A 20029-nucleotide genomic window follows, 5' to 3' on the forward strand; every position below is an offset into this window, starting at 1 on the left:
AGACGAAATGGAAATGGACAAGATGCAGGTCGTGTGGAAAAATCAAAAAGAACTGCGGTGCGGATACACAACGGGAAGCTGTGCTGCGGCAGCAGCAAAGGCGGCAGCGGCAATGCTCTTTTCCGGGGAGGAAGTCCGCCAGGTATCTCTTATGACACCGAAAGGGATCGAACTGTATCTGGAAGTGGAAGAGATCCAGAGAGAAAATGAAGCGGTCAGCTGTGCCATTCAGAAGGATAGCGGAGATGATCCGGATGTGACGAACGGGATCTTCGTTTACGCCAAGGTCACGAAAAAAAAGGAAAAAGGAATGACCTTAGATGGTGGAATCGGAGTCGGGCGCTTTACCCGGAAGGTGCTGGAGCAGGAAGCCGGAGAGGCAGCAATCAACAAAGTGCCACGGCAGATGATCCGGGAAGCGGTGCAAAGCCAGATTGAGAAATACGAATGGGATGGCGGTGCAGACATTGTGATCTATATCCCGGAGGGCGTGGAGATCGCGAAGAAAACGTTTAATCCAAGACTTGGGATTGAAGGCGGGATTTCGGTACTTGGAACCTCCGGGATCGTAGAACCGATGAGCGAACAGGCACTGACGCAGACTATTTTCATGGAAATGAAGATGCTTCGTGATGAAGGTCACCGGTATTGTTATCTGACACCGGGAAATTATGGAAATGATTTTCTCAGGCAGACGCTTGGATATGACCAGGAGCTTGCGGTGAAGTGCAGTAATTATATCGGGGATGCGATTGATGACGGCGTGCGGCTGAAGATGGACGGACTGCTGCTTGTAGGACATATCGGAAAGCTGGTCAAGATCGCTGCAGGCGTAATGAATACTCATTCCAGACAGGCAGATGTAAGAATGGAAGTGCTTGCCGTCCATGCGGCAATGGCAGGGGCAGACCGGGATACAGTGTGTGCTCTGATGGAGTGTTTTACAACGAAGGAAGCATTGGAAATCCTGGAAGAAAAAGGGCTTTTGGAAGAGACGATGCGGACGGTTATGGAGAAAATCGAGTATCACCTGACAAAGCGTGCCGGCGAGAAGATGAAGGTCGGGGCGCTGATGTTTTCCGATGAGCTTGGAGTTCTGGGGAAGACGTTGCTTGTGGATGAATTAAGGGAGAAAATCGGATAGGTAGAAAGGTATGACAAAAAATGGCAGGAAGATTTGACCTTGCGGGTGTAGGTCCGGGAGATCCGGAACTGATGACGATAAAGACAATTCGTGCGATTAAGGCGTGTCAGGTATTGGTACTTCCAATTGGCAGTCCGGAGTTAAAGAAACCGGAACTGGAAGAGAGGGAAGAAGAGACATTTGCAAAAGAATGTCTGGCATATCGGATTGCGTGTGAGGCAGAGCCGGAGACGAAAAAGAAGCTGCGGCTGTATCTTCCCATGCCAATGATCAAGGAAAAAAAGCTACTGAAAGAGATACACGATGCGGGTGCAAGAAAGGCGTCAGAGCTTCTGGAGAAAGGAAAGAATCTGGTTTTTCTGACGATTGGAGATCCGACCGTGTATTCGACAGGAATTTATATTTATAAAAGACTGAAAAAGATGGGATATCAGGGGGAGATCTTTTCCGGGATTCCGTCTTTTTGTGCTGCGGCAGCAAGGCTGGAGATCTCGCTTGTGGAGAACCGGCAGGAGCTGCATGTTTTTCAGGGATCCTATGGAATTGAAGAAAAGTTGAAGCTTCCGGGGACGAAGGTTCTTATGAAGACCGGGAAAAAGATGGCGCAGGTCAAAGCTGTTCTGAAAGAGGAAGGACAGCAGGCGAAAATGGTCATGAACTGCGGAATGGATGGAGAAAAAATTTACAAATGCACAGAAGAAATACCGGAAGATGCGGGATATTTTTCGATTGTAATAGCAAAGGAGAAAGAAAAATGATTCATTTTGTTGGAGCAGGAAGTGGTGCTGTGGATCTGATCACAGTACGGGGGCAGAAGCTTTTGAAGGAAGCAGATATAGTGGTGTATGCCGGTTCACTGGTAAATCCGGAGCTTCTTAAGAATTGTCAGAAGGACTGTCAGATCTACAACAGTGCGAAGATGACGCTGGAAGAAGTGATGGAAGTGATGATTTCCGGAGAGAAGCAGGAGAAAAAAGTTGTCCGGCTGCATACGGGTGATCCGTGTCTGTATGGTGCGATCAAAGAGCAGATGGATCTGCTGGAAAAGGAGAATATTTCTTGTAAAGTGTGCCCGGGAGTCAGCTCCTTTTGCGGAGCGGCATCTGCACTGAATGCAGAATATACTCTTCCTGGGATTTCACAGTCTGTGGTGATCACACGGATGGCAGGAAGAACACCGGTTCCGGAAAAAGAATCCATTGAAAGCTTCGCTGCGCACCAGGCAACGATGGTAATCTTTTTAAGTACCGGGATGCTGGAAGAACTGTCGAAGCGTCTGATCGAAGGCGGTTATCAGCCGGAGACTCCGGCAGCGATCGTCTACAAGGCAACCTGGGAGGATGAAAAGGTGTGCAGATGTAAGGTGAAAGATCTTGCGGTGACAGCAAAGGAGAATGGAATTACAAAGACAGCACTGATCGTGGTTGGTGAGGTGCTTGGCGGAGAGTATGAACGGTCACTTTTATATCATCCGGAGTTTACAACAGAGTTCAGGCAAGGCAAAGGAAAAGAAGGTGCAGGAAATGTGTAAAATTGGAAAAGTCTATGTAATCGGTCTTGGACCGGGTGCTGAGAAAGAAATGACATACCAGGCGTCCACGGCACTGGAAAAAAGTGAGGTTATTATCGGATATACCGTATATACAGGACTGATACGGGAAAGATTTCCGGATAAAAAGTACCTTTCCACACCAATGCGGCAGGAAGTGGTCCGCTGTGAGATGGCAATGGATGAGGCAATGAAAGGAAGAACGGTAGCTATGGTATGCAGTGGGGATGCCGGAATTTACGGAATGGCAGGTCTGCTCTATGAGATGGGACAGGGCTACCCGGAGGTGGAGCTGGAGGTCGTGCCGGGAATCACGGCGGCAAATGGCGGAGCGGCAGTTCTTGGTGCACCTCTGATGCATGATTTTGCAGTGATCAGTCTGAGTGATCTTCTGACACCGTGGGAGAAGATTGAAAAGAGGATCCGCGGAGCTGCGATGGCGGATTTTGTAATCTGTCTGTATAATCCGTCCAGCCGGAAACGGGCAGATTACCTGAAAAAGGCATGCGAGTATATTCTGGAGTACCAGAGCCCGGATACAGTCTGCGGTTATGTGCGGAACATCGGACGTGAAGGCGAAGATGCACATATTCTGACACTTTCTGAGCTGAAGGATACGGAGGTCGATATGTTTACAACCGTTTATATCGGCAACAGCCAGACGAGAAATGTGGATGGGAAAATGGTGACACCGAGAGGCTATCGATTGGAGGAATAACTGTGGAAAACCGAAAATGCCGGGTAAATCTTGTCGGAATCGGGATGGGAAGTAAAGGAACGCTTACGGAAGAGGTCAGAAAGATCATTGCGGAAAGTGATGTGCTGATCGGAGCCATGCGGATGCTGGAAGGATTCCGGGAAAAAAAGAAATGCTGCTATGCAGAGTATCTGCCGGAAAAGATCAGAGCGATCCTGGATGAGCAGGAGAAAAAGACCAGATGTACGGTGCTGTTTTCCGGGGATACCGGATTTTACAGCGGGGCAAAAAAGCTGGCGGATATTCTGAAAAAAGACGGATATGAAGTGCAGATTTTTCCGGGAATTTCCTCGGTAATCTATCTTGCGGCAAGGGTCGGAAAGAGCTGGGAGGATGCGAAGATCATCAGCATGCATGGAAGAAGTCAGAATTTTATCTATGCAGTTGCAAACCATGAAAAGACATTTCTGATCCTTGGGAAAAGTGCGGGAAAAGAGATCTGCGAAAAACTGAAATATTACCATCTGGAACAAGTAACCGTTTCGGTTGGAAATCATTTGTCTTATCCGGATGAAGAGATTGTGATCAAAAAAGGAAACGAGCTTCAGGCAGAAGATTTTGGTGATCTTACCACTATTCTGATCGAGAATCCAAAGCCGGAAAAGAGAACAGGAATTCATCTTGCAGATGAGGAGCTGATCCGTGGAAGTGTTCCGATGACGAAGGAGGAAGTGCGGACAGTCAGCATTGCAAAATTGAAGCTTACAAAGAATGCAGTAATATATGATGTGGGGGCCGGAACCGGTTCGGTGTCTATAGAGGCTGCTCTTCAGGGAGAGAATCTCCGCGTTTATGCAATAGAGAAGAATCCGGAGGGTGCAGAGCTGATCAGGAAGAATATGCAGAAATTCCGGACAGACCAGATTCAGGTGATAGAAGGAGTTGCACCGGAAGCACTGGAAGCACTGGAAATGCCGACCCATGCTTTTATCGGAGGCAGTACAGGACAGTTAAAAGAAATTATTCAGTGCATAAAGAAAAAAAATCCGGACGTCCGTATCGTGATTAATGCAATTTCGCTGGAAACCGTGAAGGAAGCGATGGAGGCGATGGAGGAAGGACTGCTTGCAGATCCGGAAATCATACAACTGAATGTGGCAAAGTCAAAGAAACTTGGAAGATATCACATGATGACCGGGTTAAATCCGATTTATATTATTTCAGACGGAGGAGATACAGAATGAAAATTCCCGGAATTGTAATCGCGGCATCTGCCAGTGGGAGTGGAAAGACAGCGGTGACAATGGCAATGATGAAAGCATTTAAAAATGCCGGAAAGAAGGTACGCGCCTGCAAATGCGGACCGGATTATATTGATCCTATGTTTCACCGGGAGGTGCTGGGAATTGATTCCGAGAACCTGGATCTGTATTTTTGTGACCGGGAGCGCTTGAAAGAGCGGTTTATGCATCATGCGGAAGGCGCGGAGCTTGTGGTGACAGAAGGTGTGATGGGGTACTATGACGGGATCAGTCTGGATTCGGATCAGGCAAGTACTTATGACGTTGCGAGAACCCTGGGACTTCCGGTAATCCTGGTTGTTCCGGCAAGAGGTATGGCATCGACAATCCTGGCAGTATTGAAGGGAATGATTGAATACCGGAATGACAGTAATATCCGGGGAATCATTCTGAACCGGATTTCCCCGATGCTGTATCCGAAGATGAAGAAGATGATCGAAGAGGGATTGCAGACAATGGGATTCCAGGTTCAGGTGGTTGGTTATGTGCCGGAGGAGGATGCTTTTCATCTGGAGAGTCGGCATCTGGGACTGATGCTTCCGGAGGAAATAGGGAACCTGAAAAAACAGATTGACCGGGCAGCAGAGATTCTGACAGAGACACTTGATATGGAATCGGTGCTGAAAATTGCCTGGGAAGCAAAAGAAATGGAGTATCATCCGGTGAAGGCAAAACAGGAAGCAGCCGGACGAAAAGTGCGTATCGGCGTAGCGCGTGACTTGGCCTTTTGTTTCTATTATAAGGATAATATGGAGCTTTTAAAAGAGCTTGGATGTGAGATCATTCCGTTTAGTCCTTTGGAGGATACAAGGCTTCCGGAACATTTAGACGGACTTTTATTTGGTGGTGGATATCCGGAACTTTGTGCGAAACATCTGGCAGAAAACAGAGCTATGCGAAAAGATGTAAGAAAGCAGATTGAAAATGGAATTCCATGTATTGCGGAATGTGGAGGATTTTTATATTTGACAGAAGAGCTGGAAGGGGAAGATGGAAAGCACTATCCGATGGTGGGGGCACTTCCGGGAAAAGGGATCAAAAAAGGGCGACTTACCAGATTCGGATACATTGAGCTGACTGCGGAAATGAACGGAGTGTATATGAAAAAGGGAGAGAAGATCCGGGCGCATGAGTTCCATTATTGGGATTCTACGGAAAACGGAGAGGATACACTTGCCGTAAAGCCGGATGGTGTGAGAAAATGGCAGGCTGTTCATATGAAGGGGAATTTGTTTGCGGGATTTCCGCATTTATACTTTTATTCCAACCCCAAAGTGGCCAAACGCTTTGTAGAAGCGTGTAGAACCTACAGAAGCAAGTAAAAAGCTGACAAAGACAAATCGAAAAGACAGGAGATTAGACTTACAGATGGAAGAGACCAGATGGAAAGAGAAAATAAAACCACTTGATGAAAATGCAATGGAAGAGGCGCGGGCTCACTGGATGACGGTAGGGAAGCCACTGTTTAGCCTGGGAAGTCTGGAGGATGCGGTGATCCAGATTGCCGGGATTAAGGGGACTTCAGATTTTGAACTGCGAAAGCGCGGGCTGATCATTATGTGCGCGGACAACGGTGTGGTAGAAGAAGGCGTGACACAGACCGGTCAGGAAGTAACGGCAATCGTGGCGGATAATTTTACAAGAGGAGAGACAAGCGTCTGCATCATGGCAGAAGAGGCAAAGGTAGATCTTTTCCCGGTGGATGTAGGGATGGCAACAGATGTGCCGTCTGTGACAAAGAAAAAATACAAAGTGATGTATGGCACACACAATTTTGCAAAAGAAGCGGCGATGACAAGAGAAGAGGCAGTTGAGGCGATAGAAGTTGGAATTCAGATGGTAAAGAAGTGTGCCGAAGCGGGATACGAAATTCTTGCGACAGGTGAAATGGGGATTGGAAATACAACGACCAGCAGTGCGGTTGCCTCTGTATTGCTCGGAGAGGATCCGAAGGTCATGACAGGAAAGGGGGCAGGTCTGACGAAAAAGGGTCTGCGAAAGAAGGTACAGGTCATCCGGGAAGCGGTTGAGCGGATGCAGCCGGATAAGACAGATGCGATCGATGTACTTTCCAAGGTTGGAGGACTTGACATAGCAGGACTTGCAGGTGTATATCTTGGTGGGGCGATCTACCGGATTCCGGTGCTGATAGATGGCTTTATTTCTGCAGTGGCTGCACTTGTGGCGGTACGGATGGTTCCGGAATGTGCAGGATATATTTTACCATCCCATTTGTCTGATGAACCTGCGTCAAGAAAGATTTTAGATGCTTTAGAAAAAAAACCATTTCTCACATGTGGTATGTGTCTGGGGGAAGGAACAGGAGCAGTGGCAGCGATGCCGCTTCTTGAGATGGGACTTCAGGTGTACCGCAAAATGGGAACTTTTGATGATATTCACGTAGAGCAGTATGAAGTACTGGATGGGAAGGAAGAAAGATGAAGTTTTTAGAACCGATGATCATTGCGTTTTCTATGTATTCCAAAATACCGATGCCGCGCATTGAGTGGAACAAGGAAAATATGAAATATACGATGTGTTTTTTTCCGCTGATCGGTGTTGTGACCGGAGCAATCATTTATCTGGCAGGAATGTTTCTTGATGGAAATATTTTTTCAAAAGTACACAGTGGAAGATTGATGTTTGCTGCGGTCATGACATTGATACCAGTTTTTGTAAGTGGAGGAATCCATCTGGATGGATTTATGGATACGATGGACGCACTTGGATCCTGGGGAGATAAAGAAAAGAAACTGGAAATCCTGAAAGATTCGCATAACGGTGCTTTTGCGGTCATCGGAATCTGCTGTTATTTTACCGGAAGCCTTGGCGTATGGAGTGAAATCCGGACGGAGATGCTTCCTGTAGTAGCAGCAGGATATGTAATTTCAAGAGCGCTCAGTGGGCTTGCTGTAATGACATTTCCGGCAGCAAGAGGAAGTGGTCTTGTGAAGACTTTCCAGGATGGAGCACAGAAAAAGGCAGTAAGGTTCACAATGATCGTATACCTGATCCTGGTGGCAGGATATTTGTATATCTGCTCGCCGGTTGGTATGGTGGTACTTCTTATAATTGCAGGAGCAGTATTTGGATATTATTACCGGATGAGCAGGAAACAGTTTGGAGGCGTTACCGGGGATCTGGCGGGATACTTTCTGCAGATTTGTGAGCTGGCATTATTAGTCGGGGGATTGATTGTGCAGGGAATCCAATGAAAAAGCAGGGAAAGGAAGAGGAGACATATAGAAGATGGAAGTCAGACTGATTCGGCATTTTGCGACGGAAGGGAATTTGGAAAAACGGTATATAGGGGTGACGGATGAAGAAATAAAAACAGAGTGCGTTCCGGAGTATATTCTGAAAAAAGAAGAAAACAGACGATACGGGAAGAAAAATGGACGTGCGAAGTGGGAGCCGGAGCTTGTGATTGTCAGTCCGCTCAGGAGGTGCAGGCAGACGGCAGAGATTCTTTTCCCGGGAGCGGAGCAGGTTGTCTGTGATAAGATGAGGGAATGCGATTTTGGGCTTTTTGAGGGGAAGAATTATCAGGAGCTGACTGGGAATCCAAAGTATCAGAGCTGGATTGATTCTGGAGGTACAAAGGCATTTCCGGGAGGAGAAGATCCGATGGAGTTCCGGAAACGGTGTGTCTGCGGATTTGAAGAGATGATGGAAAAGATGATAAAGGGAAAAAGGAAGAAGATTGCCTTTGTGGTTCATGGGGGGACGATCATGTCGGTGATGGAAGCGTTTGATCCGGAAAAGAAAGAATTTTACCACTGGCAGGTGAAAAACGGAAAAGGTTTTCATTTTCAAATTGAAGAAGAAAAATGGCAGCAGGGAAACAGACAGTTTGAGGAGATTGAGGAAATATGAGTTCTTTGATGGCATGTATAGCAGGAATGGCATTGGATGCGGTTTTCGGGGATCCGGTATGGCTTTATCATCCGGTGCGGATCATTGGAAAGTGGATTTCGATGCTGGAAAAATGGCTGCGCGAATTTTGCAAAAATGAAGAAAGAAAAGAGAGAATCGCAGGGGGGATTCTGTGGTTTGGTGTGGTTATGGTATCCATTGGAATTCCGTGGGGACTTTTGTATCTTGCCGGAAAGGTCAGCTTCTGGCTTCGATTTGCACTGGAAACCTTCTGGTGTTATCAGCTTCTTGCCGGAAAGTGCCTGAAAGATGAAAGCCGGAAGGTTTATGTACAGCTCGTAAACCACAATCTGGAGGGGGCAAGACATGCGGTATCGATGATCGTAGGGCGGGATACCGGAAATCTTTCTGAGGCCGGAGTGACAAAGGCAGCGGTAGAAACGGTAGCCGAAAATACATCAGACGGAGTGATTGCACCGCTCATTTTTATGTTGATCGGTGGGGCACCACTTGGATTTTTTTATAAGGCTGTTAATACAATGGATTCTATGGTAGGATATAAGAATGAAAAGTATTTACATTTTGGTCGGTTTGCGGCTAAAATGGATGATGTATGGAATTATATTCCGTCCAGGATATCAGCACTTCTGATGATCGCAAGTGCATGGATCTTCAGGATGGATTATAAAAGGGCGTGGGCAGTCTGGAAAAGAGACAGGCGAAAGCATGCCAGCCCGAATTCCGCACAGACAGAAGCGGTATGTGCAGGTGCACTTCAGGTGCAGCTTGCCGGAGATGCCTATTATTTTGGAAAATTATATCCGAAAGAGACAATTGGAGATGATGTGCGTCCTATCGAGCCGAAAGATATTTTAAGAGCCGGAAATCTGATGGACGGAGCAGCACTTCTGACACTTCTTGTCTTTGGATTACTGAAATATTGTATGATACTGATGTAAGGGGAATAAAAGGTTATGGAATATGTACATGGTGGAGATATTTATACACACAAAGGAATGACAGATTTTTCCGTGAATCTGAATCCGTTCGGACCTGGAAGAGCTGTAGTGGAAGCGGCAAGAAAGTCAATGGACCAGATTGGAAATTATCCGGATGCCAGTTGCAGGAAACTGAAAAGTGCTCTGGCGAAAAGACTGGAAGTTCCGGCTGAGCATATTATCTGTGGAAATGGGGCGGCGGATCTGATTTTTACGGCAGTGCTTGCGGACTGCCCAAGGAAGGCGCTGATACCGGTTCCTGCATTTGCGGAATACGAACAGGCACTGCGTGCGACCGGGTGCGAGATCTGTTATTACAAGAAAAGAGAAGCGACTGGGTTTCAGCTGGAAGAAGATTTTCTGGATCTTCTGAATGAAGATATCGATATGGTATTTTTATGTTCACCGGATAATCCGACCGGAAAGCTGATCGACCGGAGCATGCTCTGGAAGATTCTTGCCAGATGTGAGACTTACGGAATCCGGATGGTGCTGGATGAATGTTTTATTGATTTTGCGGAAAATGCAACTACGGCATCCATTCTTGCGGATACCAAGAGATGGAGAACTTTATTTATCCTCCGTTCACTGACTAAGATGCACGCGATTCCGGGAATCCGTATCGGGTATGCCGTTACTTCGGATATGGAATTTCTGGAGAAGATGGAACAGTCCAGACAGCCATGGAGTGTATCGATACCGGCACAGGTGGCAGGCATGGCATCTTTAAAAGAGGGGATGCGTGTGAAACGGACCTGTGATTTTACGAACCGTGAAAGAATCTGGATGGAAAATGAACTGAACAAGCTGGGAATTACCCATTATCCGTCAGATGCCAATTTCATTCTGATGCGAAGCGGTATAAATTTATATGAGAAACTGAAAAAACAGAAGATCCTGATTCGGGATTGCAGCAATTACAAAGGTCTCGGAGAAGGATATTATCGTGTTTGTATGCGGCAGAGAGGAGACAACCAGAAGCTGATCGATGCGCTGGGAGAAATCCTCTATGCAGGTCAGGGAGAATTTTAATATGGCAAAGTCGATTATGATTCAGGGAACCATGTCAAATGTTGGAAAGAGCCTTCTTGCGGGAGGGCTCTGTCGTGTTTTAAAGGAAGATGGAATCAGGGTTGCACCATTTAAGTCACAGAACATGGCACTCAATTCTTTTATCACGGCAGATGGTCTGGAAATGGGACGCGCACAGGTCATGCAGGCAGAAGCTGCCATGATCCAGCCGGAAGTTTATATGAACCCGATTCTTTTGAAACCGACCTCCGATGTAGGAAGTCAGGTAATTGTAAACGGAGAAGTTGCGGGAGTCATGCCGGCGATGGAATACTTCCGTAAAAAGAAAGAATATATTCCGGCTATTTTAGAAGCTTATCATAAACTGGAAGAAAAGTATGATGTGATCGTCATTGAAGGCGCGGGAAGTCCGGCAGAAATAAACCTTAAGCAGAATGATATTGTCAACATGGGACTTGCTGAGCTGGTGGATGCACCGGTTCTTCTTGCCGGAGACATTGACCGTGGTGGTGTGTTTGCGCAGATCGTCGGGACGGTTATGCTGCTGGAAGAAAAAGAGCGGGCAAGAATCAAAGGTACGGTGATCAATAAGTTCCGTGGGGATGTAAAAATTCTGGAGCCAGGTATCAGGATGCTGGAGGAGCGGACAAAGATACCGGTATGTGGTGTGATGCCATATATTTATGCGGATATTGATGATGAGGATAGTCTGTCAGAAAGGTTTGACCGGAAAGAAAAGGCGGCACTTCTGGATATTGCAGTGATCCGCCTGCCGCGTATTTCCAATTTCACAGATTTTGCAGTACTGGAATGCAGGGAAGAAGTTTCTCTCCGGTATGTGTCAAAGGCAGGAGATTTCGGGAATCCGGATCTGGTAATTTTGCCGGGAAGTAAAAATACGATGGAAGACCTGTTGTGGCTTCGTCAGAGCGGACTGGAAGGAAAAGTGCTACGCCATGCCTCATCAGGGAAACCGGTATTTGGTATCTGTGGCGGTTACCAGATGCTGGGAGAAGAGATCTGTGATCCGGAAGGGGTAGAACGTGGTGGAACCATAAAAGCGATGGGGCTGCTTCCTGCCGTTACTGTATTTGAAAATACCAAGAGAAGAACCCGTGTTACCGGAAAGTTCGGAGAAGTTACCGGAATCTTAAAAGCAATGTCCGGTGCAAAGCTGGATGGATATGAGATCCATATGGGGGAAACTATTTTTTCAGATAAAGATGCTGCAGATCATAAGATGCTGGTACAGATCTGTGATCAGGTGACAGGTGAGAGCCGGTGGGACGGAGCGCAGAAGAAGAATGTGTACGGTTGCTATGTACATGGGATTTTTGATGACCGGGAAGTAGCGGATGCACTGATCGGAGCACTTCTGAAAGAAAAAGGATACGGCGAGGAAGCCATGCACTCCATGGACTACCATGCTTACAAAGAGAAGCAGTATCAGATTCTTGCAAATGCAGTTCGTGAGAATATGGATATGAAGAAAATATATGAGATTATCGAGAAGGGAAATGCAGCAGAATGTTTCATCTGATCACAGGTGGCAGTGGAAGTGGCAAATCCGAATATGCAGAGCAGAAGCTTATGGAGTATGCCAGCCATTCAAAAAGAAACAAAAAACGCTACTATATAGCAACTATGATGCCTTTCGGGAAGGAAACGGAAGAGAAAATTGCACGTCACAGAAGACTTCGTGCAGGCAAAGGGTTTGAAACGATCGAATGCTATACGGATCTTAAAAAAGCTGCGGAAGTCCTGCAGACAAAAGAGACAGGAAGTGTTCTTCTGGAATGTATGTCCAATCTTGTGGCAAATGAAATGTACGATCCGTCAGGAGCAGGTGAAAATGCAGAAGAGTCCATTCTGGCAGGAATCCATAAGCTGCAAAAGGCCAGTGATGATCTGGTAGTTGTTACAAATGAAGTGTTTTCAGACAGCATGACAGACAATCCGGAGATGGAAAAATATCTGAAGCTTCTCGGAAACATAAATCTTCGGATGGGAGAGATGGCAGATCTGGTGACAGAAGTTGTGTACGGAATTCCGGTTGAAAGGAAAGACATAAAAAAATGAAAATGATAATCGGCGGTGCATACCAGGGGAAGCTTGCGTATGCAAAAAAGCAGAACCCATACATTCATTGGACGGATGGGGAACTATGTGAAGGAGATAATATTTTTGCGGCAGAAGGAGTCTTTCATTTTGAAAAATATATCCAGAGCATGATAAAAAAAGAAAACTGGTCGGAAAAAGAAGCAATTGATTTCGCATCGAAACTAACAAAAAAGTGTCCGGATATTGTAATTGTGACACAGGAGATTGGCTATGGCCTGGTTCCGATAGACGCATTTGAGCGCAGATACAGGGAACTGACCGGAAGGATCTGTACCGTACTTGCGGCAAATTCAGATCAGGTAGACCGGGTAGTATGCGGGATCGGTGTGACGATCAAAGGAGGAGATACCAAGTGAAGATAGAACTGGAAAATGTAAAACCTGCAGAAATAGAAAAACGCAGTTTTGAGATCATAACAGAAGAACTGGGAGATACGCATCTAATCCCAGGAACAGAACCGATCGTCAAACGCTGTATCCATACAAGCGCAGATTTTGATTATGCCAAGAACTTGATGTTTTCAGAAGGTGCAGTAGAAAAAGCGCTGGATGCCATCCGGAATGGTGCAGTCATTGTAACCGATACCCAGATGGGAAAAGCAGGTATCAACAAACGGAAGCTTGCAGAATACGGAGGCGAAGTTCTTTGCTTCATGTCCGATGAAGATGTAGCAGAAACTGCCAAAAAGAACGGAACCACGCGTGCCGTGGCAAGCATGGAAAAAGCAGCCGCCCTTGATAAAAAAATCATCTTTGCCATCGGAAATGCCCCGACAGCCCTTGTAAGACTCTATGAACTGATCCAGGATGGCAAATTAACCCCGGAACTTGTCATCGGAGTTCCTGTAGGATTCGTAAATGTCGTCCAGTCTAAAGAGTTAATCCTTTCACTGAAAGACACGCCATATATCGTAGCAAGAGGCAGAAAAGGTGGCAGCAATATCGCTGCATGCATCTGCAATGCACTATTATATATGTTGTAAATATATAATAAACTACCCTTGTCCAATGAGGTTTTTGTATTCTAACTGTATTTGCGATAATTAAAAAATTAACTATATTGTCAGAAAATAGACGCAATTCCGTATTGAATTCCGACCTGAACTCTGCTATTATAATCGTATGCTAGTTGAAGGATAGCAGGAAGGAGAAACTGATTATGGGATTTTTAACAGGAAAGACTGCAATTATCACAGGCGGCGGAAGAGCCGTATTAAGTGATGGAAGCTGTGGATCTATTGGATATGGAATCGCAACAGCTTACGCAAAAGAAGGAGCGAATCTGGTAATTACCGGACGTAATGTAAAGAAACTCGAAGATGCCAAAGAAGAACTGGAGAGACTCTATGGTATCAAAGTATTACCTGTACAGGCTGATGTCAGCGCGGGGGCTGATAATGAAGCAACAGTACAGAACGTAGTAAAGCAGGCAATCGACACATTCGGAAGAATTGATGTCCTGATCAATAATGCACAGGCATCCGCATCCGGTGTTACGATCGCAGATCATACAACAGACCAGTTCAATCTGGCAATGTATTCCGGCGTATATGCGGTATTCTATTATATGCAGGCATGCTATCCGTACCTGAAAGAGACAAAGGGATCTGTTATCAATTTTGCTTCAGGCGCCGGACTTTTCGGAAATTACGGGCAGTGCGCATATGCAGCGGCAAAAGAAGGGATTCGTGGACTTTCCAGAGTCGCTGCAACAGAGTGGGGACCAGACGGAATCAATGTCAATATCGTATGCCCGCTCGCATGGACAGCACAGCTTGAGAATTTTCAGAAAGCTTATCCGGAAGCATTTAAGGCAAATGTAAAGATGCCGCCGGCTGGACATTACGGAGATGTAGAAAAAGAAATCGGACGTGCATGCGTACAGCTTGCATCACCGGATTTCAAATATATGAACGGAGAGACGATCACCTTAGAAGGTGGAATGGGACAGAGACCTTAAGAAAAATCCATAAAAGCCAAAGAGAGTGCCTGTGCGTTTTTTGAATCGTACAGTCGCTCTCTTTTTATTTCATAGGAAATTCCGAAGGAACTTCCTATGAAATAAAAGGCACTACGTGCCGGAGATGCATATTCTTTTTAGCTTCTCTGTCTTGACATCTTTAAAAACGTCATTCAAAATAAGAATGAAAAGAAAATTTAAATCATTTAATCGAGGCTAAAAAGATATGAAAGCAGTTATTTTTGATATGGACGGTGTTCTGATCAACACAGAACCATTACACTATCGTTGCTGGAAGGAAATTTTAAAAGAGAAGAACGGAATCGATCTTGACTATGAGGTCTACCTTCCGTGTATCGGTTCTACTCGTGGATTCTTCATGGATTTGATCAATGAGAATTATGGGCCGGTTTTTGATGATGTGGATAAGATGAATGCGCTCATGAAAGAGAAAAAAGCGCAGATTACAGAGGCAGAAGGATTTCCGGAGATGCCGGGAATCAAAGAAGCATTGAAGCAGTTAAAAGACGAAGGATATCTGCTTGCAGTAGCGTCTTCCTCTCCGGCTTATGCGATCAAAGATGCATTAAAGTCTCTGGATATGGAGAAATATTTTACAGTGGTCATGAGTGGAGATTATGTAGAGCATCCAAAACCGGCACCGGATACTTTCCTTGTAACGGCAGAGAAACTGGGAATGGAGCCGGAGGACTGTCTGGTAGTAGAGGATTCGACTAACGGTGGAGGAGCTGCCAGAGCAGCCGATATGAAATGTATCTGGTTCCACAACCCGGATTCCGGAAGGCAGGATATCCCGGATGCGGTACTGGAATTTCCGGCATGGACCAGCGAAAATGTAGAAAAAATGCTGAAAATATTAGGAAAAGAGGGAGAGTAAAGATGAGAATAAGAACAGCAGATATGAGTGATCTGAAAGAAATTGCCCGTGTGGAGGCAGAGTGTTTCCCGGCAGCAGAAGCGGCAACAGAAGAAGAATTTGAAAAGAGACTTACTTTTTATAAAGATCATTTCTGGCTGATGTTTGAAGAAGAGAAGTTGATCGCCTTCGTGGACGGTATGGTGACGAATCAGGAAGATCTGACAGACGAAATGTATGAAAAAGCGGAAATGCATGATGAAAAAGGTGACTGGCAGATGATTTTTGGTGTAAATACGCTGCCGTCTTACCGGAAACATGGATATGCAGGAGAATTGATCAAAAGAGCGATTACAGATGCAAAAGAGCAAGGAAGAAAGGGACTTGTCCTTACCTGCAAGGACCGGCTGATATCTTATTATGCCAGGTTTGGATTCAAAAATGAAGGTGTCTCAGAATCAGTACATGGAAACGTGGTCTGGAATCAGATGAGACTTACATTTGATGAAGGGCTGGGTGAATAATGTGAAAAAAAATAGGTTTGAAATTGATATGTGCAACGGCTCCATCATGGACAAGCTGATCTCTTTTTCACTGCCACTTATGGTTTCCGGAATTCTGCAGCTTGCGTTTAATGCAGTGGATATCATCGTGGTAGGAAGATTCTCCGGGAGTCAGGCACTTGCCGCAGTCGGCTCCACAACAGCACTGATCAATGTGTTTACGAACCTGTTTATCGGAATTTCACTTGGTGCCAATGTTCTTGCAGCCAGATTTTATGCAGCGGGCAAAGACCGGGAGATGTCGGAAACAGTACATACTTCGATCACACTTGCGCTGATCAGTGGAATTATGATGGCAGTTATCGGGGTGCTTCTTGCAAAGTGGGCACTTGAAATTATGGGAACGCCGGATGATGTGATCGGGCAGTCTGCCTTATATATGCGGATCTATTTTATGGGAATGCCATTTTTTATGTTATATAACTATGGGGCAGCCATTTTAAGGGCGATCGGTGATACAAAAAGTCCATTGATCTTCCTGATCATTTCCGGAATTGCAAATGCCGCGCTGAACATGACACTGGTTATTCTTTTTCATATGGGAGTTGCCGGGGTTGCAATTGGAACAATTATTTCACAGCTGATTTCCTGTGTGCTGGTACTGACCTGTCTGTACCGGTCGGAAGGAAGTTATCAGCTTCGTTTCTCCAAACTGAAGATCAATGGTGCCTACATGGAACAGATTTTCCAGGTGGGAGTTCCGGCGGGAATCCAGAGTACGGTCATCAATTTGTCCAATGCACTGTTGCAGTCTTCGGTTAATTCATTTGGATCGATTGCGATGGCAGGCTATACAGCAGCGAACAATATACTTGGGTTCCTTTATATGTCAGTGAATTCGATTACCCAGGCATGTATGAGCTTTACCAGTCAGAACTATGGTGTAGGTAAGCTGAAACGAATGGACAGGGTGCTGCGTGACTGTGCGATTCTGTCTATAGCGATCGCAGCGGTGCTTGGTGGTCTTGCCTATAGTTTCGGACCGCAGATCCTGACAGTTTATACTTCAGATCCAAAGGTTATCAGCTGCGGAATGGAAATCCTGGCGTATACATCGATCACTTATTTCCTGTGCGGGATCATGGATTTGTTTCCGGGTGCGCTTCGTGGAATGGGATATTCAGCAGTCCCGATGGTGCTTTCAGTGATCGGAACGGTGGGAACAAGAATTGTGTGGGTATTTGGAATTTTTCCGAACCACAGATCTTTATCCGTACTTTTTGTATCCTATCCGGTGTCATGGATCATTACCATTGTACTTCAGGTCGTGTGCTTCTATTTTGTGAGAAAAAGGGTACATCAGAAGGAAAAAAGATTGTTATAAACAGAACGAAATTGTGAAAATCGACAGTAGGGCATTGTGAAAAACAGACAGATTTATCTGTCTGTTTTTGTGTATATATAATAAATGTGCTTGCAATAGAAAGACACATGTGCTTGTATCTGATACAAAAACATGAATGTGTAAAATGTTTGTGCATCACGGAAATATAGATTGAAAAGAGAGGCAAAATAGGGTATCCTAAGTATAGAAAGACAAAAATAATAAAAAGTCCGTAATGAACGGACATATGTGTCATGCGGAGGTAATGAAGATGAATGATAATAAAATGTGGGCGCTTGTAAAGGAAAAACCGGAACAGGGACTCTGGATGAAAAGAGTACCGATTCCTGAAGTAGGACCAAATGACGTAAAGATCAAGATCCATAAAAATGCAATCTGTGGTACTGATGTACATATTTACCAGTGGAATGAATGGGCACAGCACACCATTCCGATCGGATTGACCGCAGGACATGAATATGTCGGGGAAGTTGTAGAAGTCGGTACAGGTGTACAGGGATTCAAGGTGGGCGATCTGGTATCCGGTGAAGGACATATCACTTGTGGAAAATGCAGAAACTGTCTGGAAGGGCACAAAGAGAACTGCAAAGATGCCAAAGGTGTTGGGGTAAACCGGAACGGTGCGTTTGCAGAATATCTGGTTATTCCCGCTTCAAATGTATGGCCGTGCAATCCGGCAATTGATGAAGAATTATATGCGATCTTTGATCCATTTGGAAATGCAACCCATACTGCATTATCTTACGACATGCTTGGTGAAGATGTGCTGATCACAGGTGCAGGGCCGATTGGGATCATGGCAGCGGCGATCGCAAAATTTGCAGGAGCAAGACATGTGGTAATCACGGATATGAACCAGTACCGTCTGGATCTGGCAGCAAAAATGGGTGCGACCAGATGCGTTAATCTGACACAGGAAAAACTGACGGATGTGATGCATGAGATCGGAATGACAGAAGGCTTTGATATCGGACTTGAGATGTCCGGAAGCCAGCCGGGACTTTCTGATATGATCCATAACATGAAACATGGTGGAAAGATCGCACTTCTCGGATTGCAGAGACAGGATGCAACCGTAGATCTTGAGACGGTGATCTTCAATGGGCTGAATATCCGCGGAATTTATGGAAGAAAAGTATGGGATACCTGGTATAAGATGTCTACGATGATTCAGGCAGGACTTGATATTTCACCGATCATCACACACCATTTTGATATCCGCGATTATGAAAAAGGATTTGAGGCAATGATCTCAGGACAGTCAGGAAAGGTGATCCTTGACTGGGCACATATTAACGATTAGGAAAAGCAGAAGAAGGAGAGAATAAAATGGCAAGAAAAAATGATATTTTAAGTATTTATACAAAAGAAGTAGAACAGATCAAAGCAGATGGTCTTTTCAAAGGGGAAGCACCGTTCGTATCTCCGCAGGGCGCAAAGGTTGTAATGGAAGACGGAAGAGAGCTTCTTAATATGTGTGCCAATAACTATCTTGGACTTGGAGACAATCAGAGACTGATCGATGCAGCGAAGAAAACTTATGATGAAAAAGGATATGGAGTTGCTTCTGTCAGATTTATCTGCGGAACACAGGACATCCACAAAAAACTGGAAAAGAAGATTTCCGGATTTCTGGGAACAGATGATACGATTTTATATTCTTCCTGCTTTGATGCAAATGGTGGACTTTTTGAAACAATCCTGACTGCAGAGGATGCAGTGATCAGTGATGAACTGAACCATGCTTCCATCATTGATGGAGTTCGTCTTTGTAAGGCAAAAAGATACCGCTATAAAAATAATAACATGGAAGATCTGGAAGCACAGCTTCAGGCTGCAGATGCAGCAGGAGCAAGAGTCAAACTGATCGCTACAGACGGTGTATTTTCAATGGATGGAATCATCTGTAACTTAAAAGGTGTCTGCGATCTTGCTGATAAATATAACGCACTGGTTATGGTGGATGACAGCCATGCAGTGGGATTTGTAGGAGCACACGGCAGAGGAACTTCCGAATACTGTGGCGTAGAAGGAAGAGTGGATATCATTACAGGAACACTCGGAAAAGCACTCGGTGGGGCTTCCGGTGGATATACATCCGGAAGAAAAGAGATCATCGATCTGCTTCGTCAGAGAAGCCGTCCGTACCTGTTCTCCAACTCTCTTGCACCGGCAATCGCAGGAGCAAGTATTGAGATGTTCAATATGCTGGAAGAAAGCACCGAGCTTCGTGACCATCTGGAAGAAGTAACCGCATACTACCGCAAGCAGCTGGTAGAAAACGGATTTGATATCATTGAAGGAACCCATCCATGTGTACCGGTTATGCTTTATGATGAAAGACTTGCCGGAGAATATGCAAAGAAAATGATGGAAAAAGGGGTATATGTGGTTGCATTCTCTTATCCGGTTGTACCGAAAGGAAAAGCAAGAATCCGCACACAGGTATGCGCGAGCCATACAAAAGAAGATATTGATTTCATTATCAAATGTTTTAAAGAGACTAGAGAAGAGATTGGAAAATAAATTGCTACAGGATAGAAAAATGCCGGACAGTACAAAATGTT

General features: G+C 45.4%; 21 protein-coding genes. All 21 read left to right on the forward strand.

Annotation, left to right across the window (positions count from 1 at the left end; translation table 11 throughout):
- Positions 1-7 precede the first annotated feature (7 nt).
- The 21 genes from cbiD to PGU50_RS13085 all read left to right on the forward strand — a co-directional run bounded on the left by cbiD (position 8) and on the right by PGU50_RS13085 (position 19988).
- Positions 8-1144, forward strand: coding sequence for a cobalt-precorrin-5B (C(1))-methyltransferase CbiD (cbiD, locus tag PGU50_RS12985; protein ID WP_270247141.1), 1137 nt, complete (start codon positions 8-10; stop codon positions 1142-1144).
- A 20-nt stretch (positions 1145-1164) separates the two neighbouring features.
- Positions 1165-1902, forward strand: coding sequence for a precorrin-2 C(20)-methyltransferase (locus PGU50_RS12990; protein ID WP_270247142.1), 738 nt, complete (start codon positions 1165-1167; stop codon positions 1900-1902).
- Positions 1899-2675 (forward strand): precorrin-4 C(11)-methyltransferase, encoded by a 777-nt coding sequence (cobM, locus tag PGU50_RS12995; protein WP_270247143.1) that lies wholly within the window; start codon positions 1899-1901, stop codon positions 2673-2675. The genes PGU50_RS12990 and cobM overlap by 4 nt, the downstream gene beginning before the upstream one ends.
- Position 2676: 1 nt before the next feature.
- Positions 2677-3411 carry a precorrin-3B C(17)-methyltransferase gene (gene cobJ / locus PGU50_RS13000; RefSeq protein ID WP_117555972.1) on the forward strand — a complete coding sequence of 245 codons (735 nt, stop codon included), beginning with the start codon at positions 2677-2679 and terminating at the stop codon, positions 3409-3411.
- Between the two features lie 2 nt (positions 3412-3413).
- Positions 3414-4634, forward strand: a complete 1221-nt coding sequence (cbiE, locus tag PGU50_RS13005) for a precorrin-6y C5,15-methyltransferase (decarboxylating) subunit CbiE (RefSeq protein WP_270202813.1) — start codon at positions 3414-3416, stop codon at positions 4632-4634.
- On the forward strand, positions 4631-6013 hold the full coding sequence (locus tag PGU50_RS13010) for a cobyrinate a,c-diamide synthase (protein ID WP_117555798.1): 1383 nt from the start codon (positions 4631-4633) through the stop codon (positions 6011-6013). Before cbiE ends, PGU50_RS13010 begins: the two co-directional genes overlap by 4 nt.
- A gap of 46 nt (positions 6014-6059) precedes the next feature.
- A complete protein-coding gene (gene cobT / locus PGU50_RS13015) occupies positions 6060-7133 on the forward strand; it encodes a nicotinate-nucleotide--dimethylbenzimidazole phosphoribosyltransferase (RefSeq protein ID WP_195501945.1) in 1074 nt (357 codons plus the stop codon).
- Positions 7130-7906, forward strand: coding sequence for an adenosylcobinamide-GDP ribazoletransferase (locus PGU50_RS13020; protein ID WP_117822888.1), 777 nt, complete (start codon positions 7130-7132; stop codon positions 7904-7906). The genes cobT and PGU50_RS13020 overlap by 4 nt, the downstream gene beginning before the upstream one ends.
- A gap of 34 nt (positions 7907-7940) precedes the next feature.
- Positions 7941-8567 carry a histidine phosphatase family protein gene (locus tag PGU50_RS13025; RefSeq protein WP_117822890.1) on the forward strand — a complete coding sequence of 209 codons (627 nt, stop codon included), beginning with the start codon at positions 7941-7943 and terminating at the stop codon, positions 8565-8567.
- Complete coding sequence (gene cbiB / locus PGU50_RS13030) at positions 8564-9526, forward strand: adenosylcobinamide-phosphate synthase CbiB (protein ID WP_117834375.1); 963 nt, start codon at positions 8564-8566, stop codon at positions 9524-9526. Before PGU50_RS13025 ends, cbiB begins: the two co-directional genes overlap by 4 nt.
- Positions 9527-9541: 15 nt before the next feature.
- Positions 9542-10597, forward strand: a complete 1056-nt coding sequence (locus tag PGU50_RS13035; protein WP_270247144.1) for a pyridoxal phosphate-dependent aminotransferase — start codon at positions 9542-9544, stop codon at positions 10595-10597.
- Between the two features lies 1 nt (position 10598).
- Complete coding sequence (locus PGU50_RS13040) at positions 10599-12137, forward strand: cobyric acid synthase (protein ID WP_270247145.1); 1539 nt, start codon at positions 10599-10601, stop codon at positions 12135-12137.
- Positions 12125-12676 (forward strand): bifunctional adenosylcobinamide kinase/adenosylcobinamide-phosphate guanylyltransferase, encoded by a 552-nt coding sequence (locus tag PGU50_RS13045; protein ID WP_117555810.1) that lies wholly within the window; start codon positions 12125-12127, stop codon positions 12674-12676. The genes PGU50_RS13040 and PGU50_RS13045 overlap by 13 nt, the downstream gene beginning before the upstream one ends.
- The gene (locus PGU50_RS13050; RefSeq protein ID WP_117822896.1) at positions 12673-13074 is read left to right on the forward strand and encodes a bifunctional adenosylcobinamide kinase/adenosylcobinamide-phosphate guanylyltransferase; all 402 of its coding nucleotides are present in this window, start codon (positions 12673-12675) and stop codon (positions 13072-13074) included. The genes PGU50_RS13045 and PGU50_RS13050 overlap by 4 nt, the downstream gene beginning before the upstream one ends.
- Positions 13071-13700, forward strand: a complete 630-nt coding sequence (locus PGU50_RS13055) for a precorrin-8X methylmutase (RefSeq protein WP_117555814.1) — start codon at positions 13071-13073, stop codon at positions 13698-13700. The genes PGU50_RS13050 and PGU50_RS13055 overlap by 4 nt, the downstream gene beginning before the upstream one ends.
- Positions 13701-13876: 176 nt before the next feature.
- The gene (locus tag PGU50_RS13060) at positions 13877-14677 is read left to right on the forward strand and encodes an SDR family NAD(P)-dependent oxidoreductase (protein ID WP_044998928.1); all 801 of its coding nucleotides are present in this window, start codon (positions 13877-13879) and stop codon (positions 14675-14677) included.
- A gap of 226 nt (positions 14678-14903) precedes the next feature.
- Entirely contained in the window at positions 14904-15575 is a 672-nt protein-coding gene (locus PGU50_RS13065) for an HAD family hydrolase (protein WP_270247146.1), read from the forward strand.
- Between the two features lie 2 nt (positions 15576-15577).
- Positions 15578-16078 carry a GNAT family N-acetyltransferase gene (locus tag PGU50_RS13070; protein WP_117555816.1) on the forward strand — a complete coding sequence of 167 codons (501 nt, stop codon included), beginning with the start codon at positions 15578-15580 and terminating at the stop codon, positions 16076-16078.
- The gene (locus PGU50_RS13075) at positions 16059-17441 is read left to right on the forward strand and encodes an MATE family efflux transporter (RefSeq protein ID WP_270247147.1); all 1383 of its coding nucleotides are present in this window, start codon (positions 16059-16061) and stop codon (positions 17439-17441) included. The genes PGU50_RS13070 and PGU50_RS13075 overlap by 20 nt, the downstream gene beginning before the upstream one ends.
- Positions 17442-17712: 271 nt before the next feature.
- A complete protein-coding gene (gene tdh, locus PGU50_RS13080; protein ID WP_117555819.1) occupies positions 17713-18765 on the forward strand; it encodes an L-threonine 3-dehydrogenase in 1053 nt (350 codons plus the stop codon).
- Positions 18766-18791: 26 nt separating this feature from the next.
- On the forward strand, positions 18792-19988 hold the full coding sequence (locus tag PGU50_RS13085; protein ID WP_117555821.1) for a glycine C-acetyltransferase: 1197 nt from the start codon (positions 18792-18794) through the stop codon (positions 19986-19988).
- Positions 19989-20029: the final 41 nt, after the last annotated feature.

It is taken from the genome of Coprococcus sp. AM11-30B (assembly GCF_027674365.1).
Lineage (GTDB): Bacteria > Bacillota > Clostridia > Lachnospirales > Lachnospiraceae > Allocoprococcus > Allocoprococcus comes.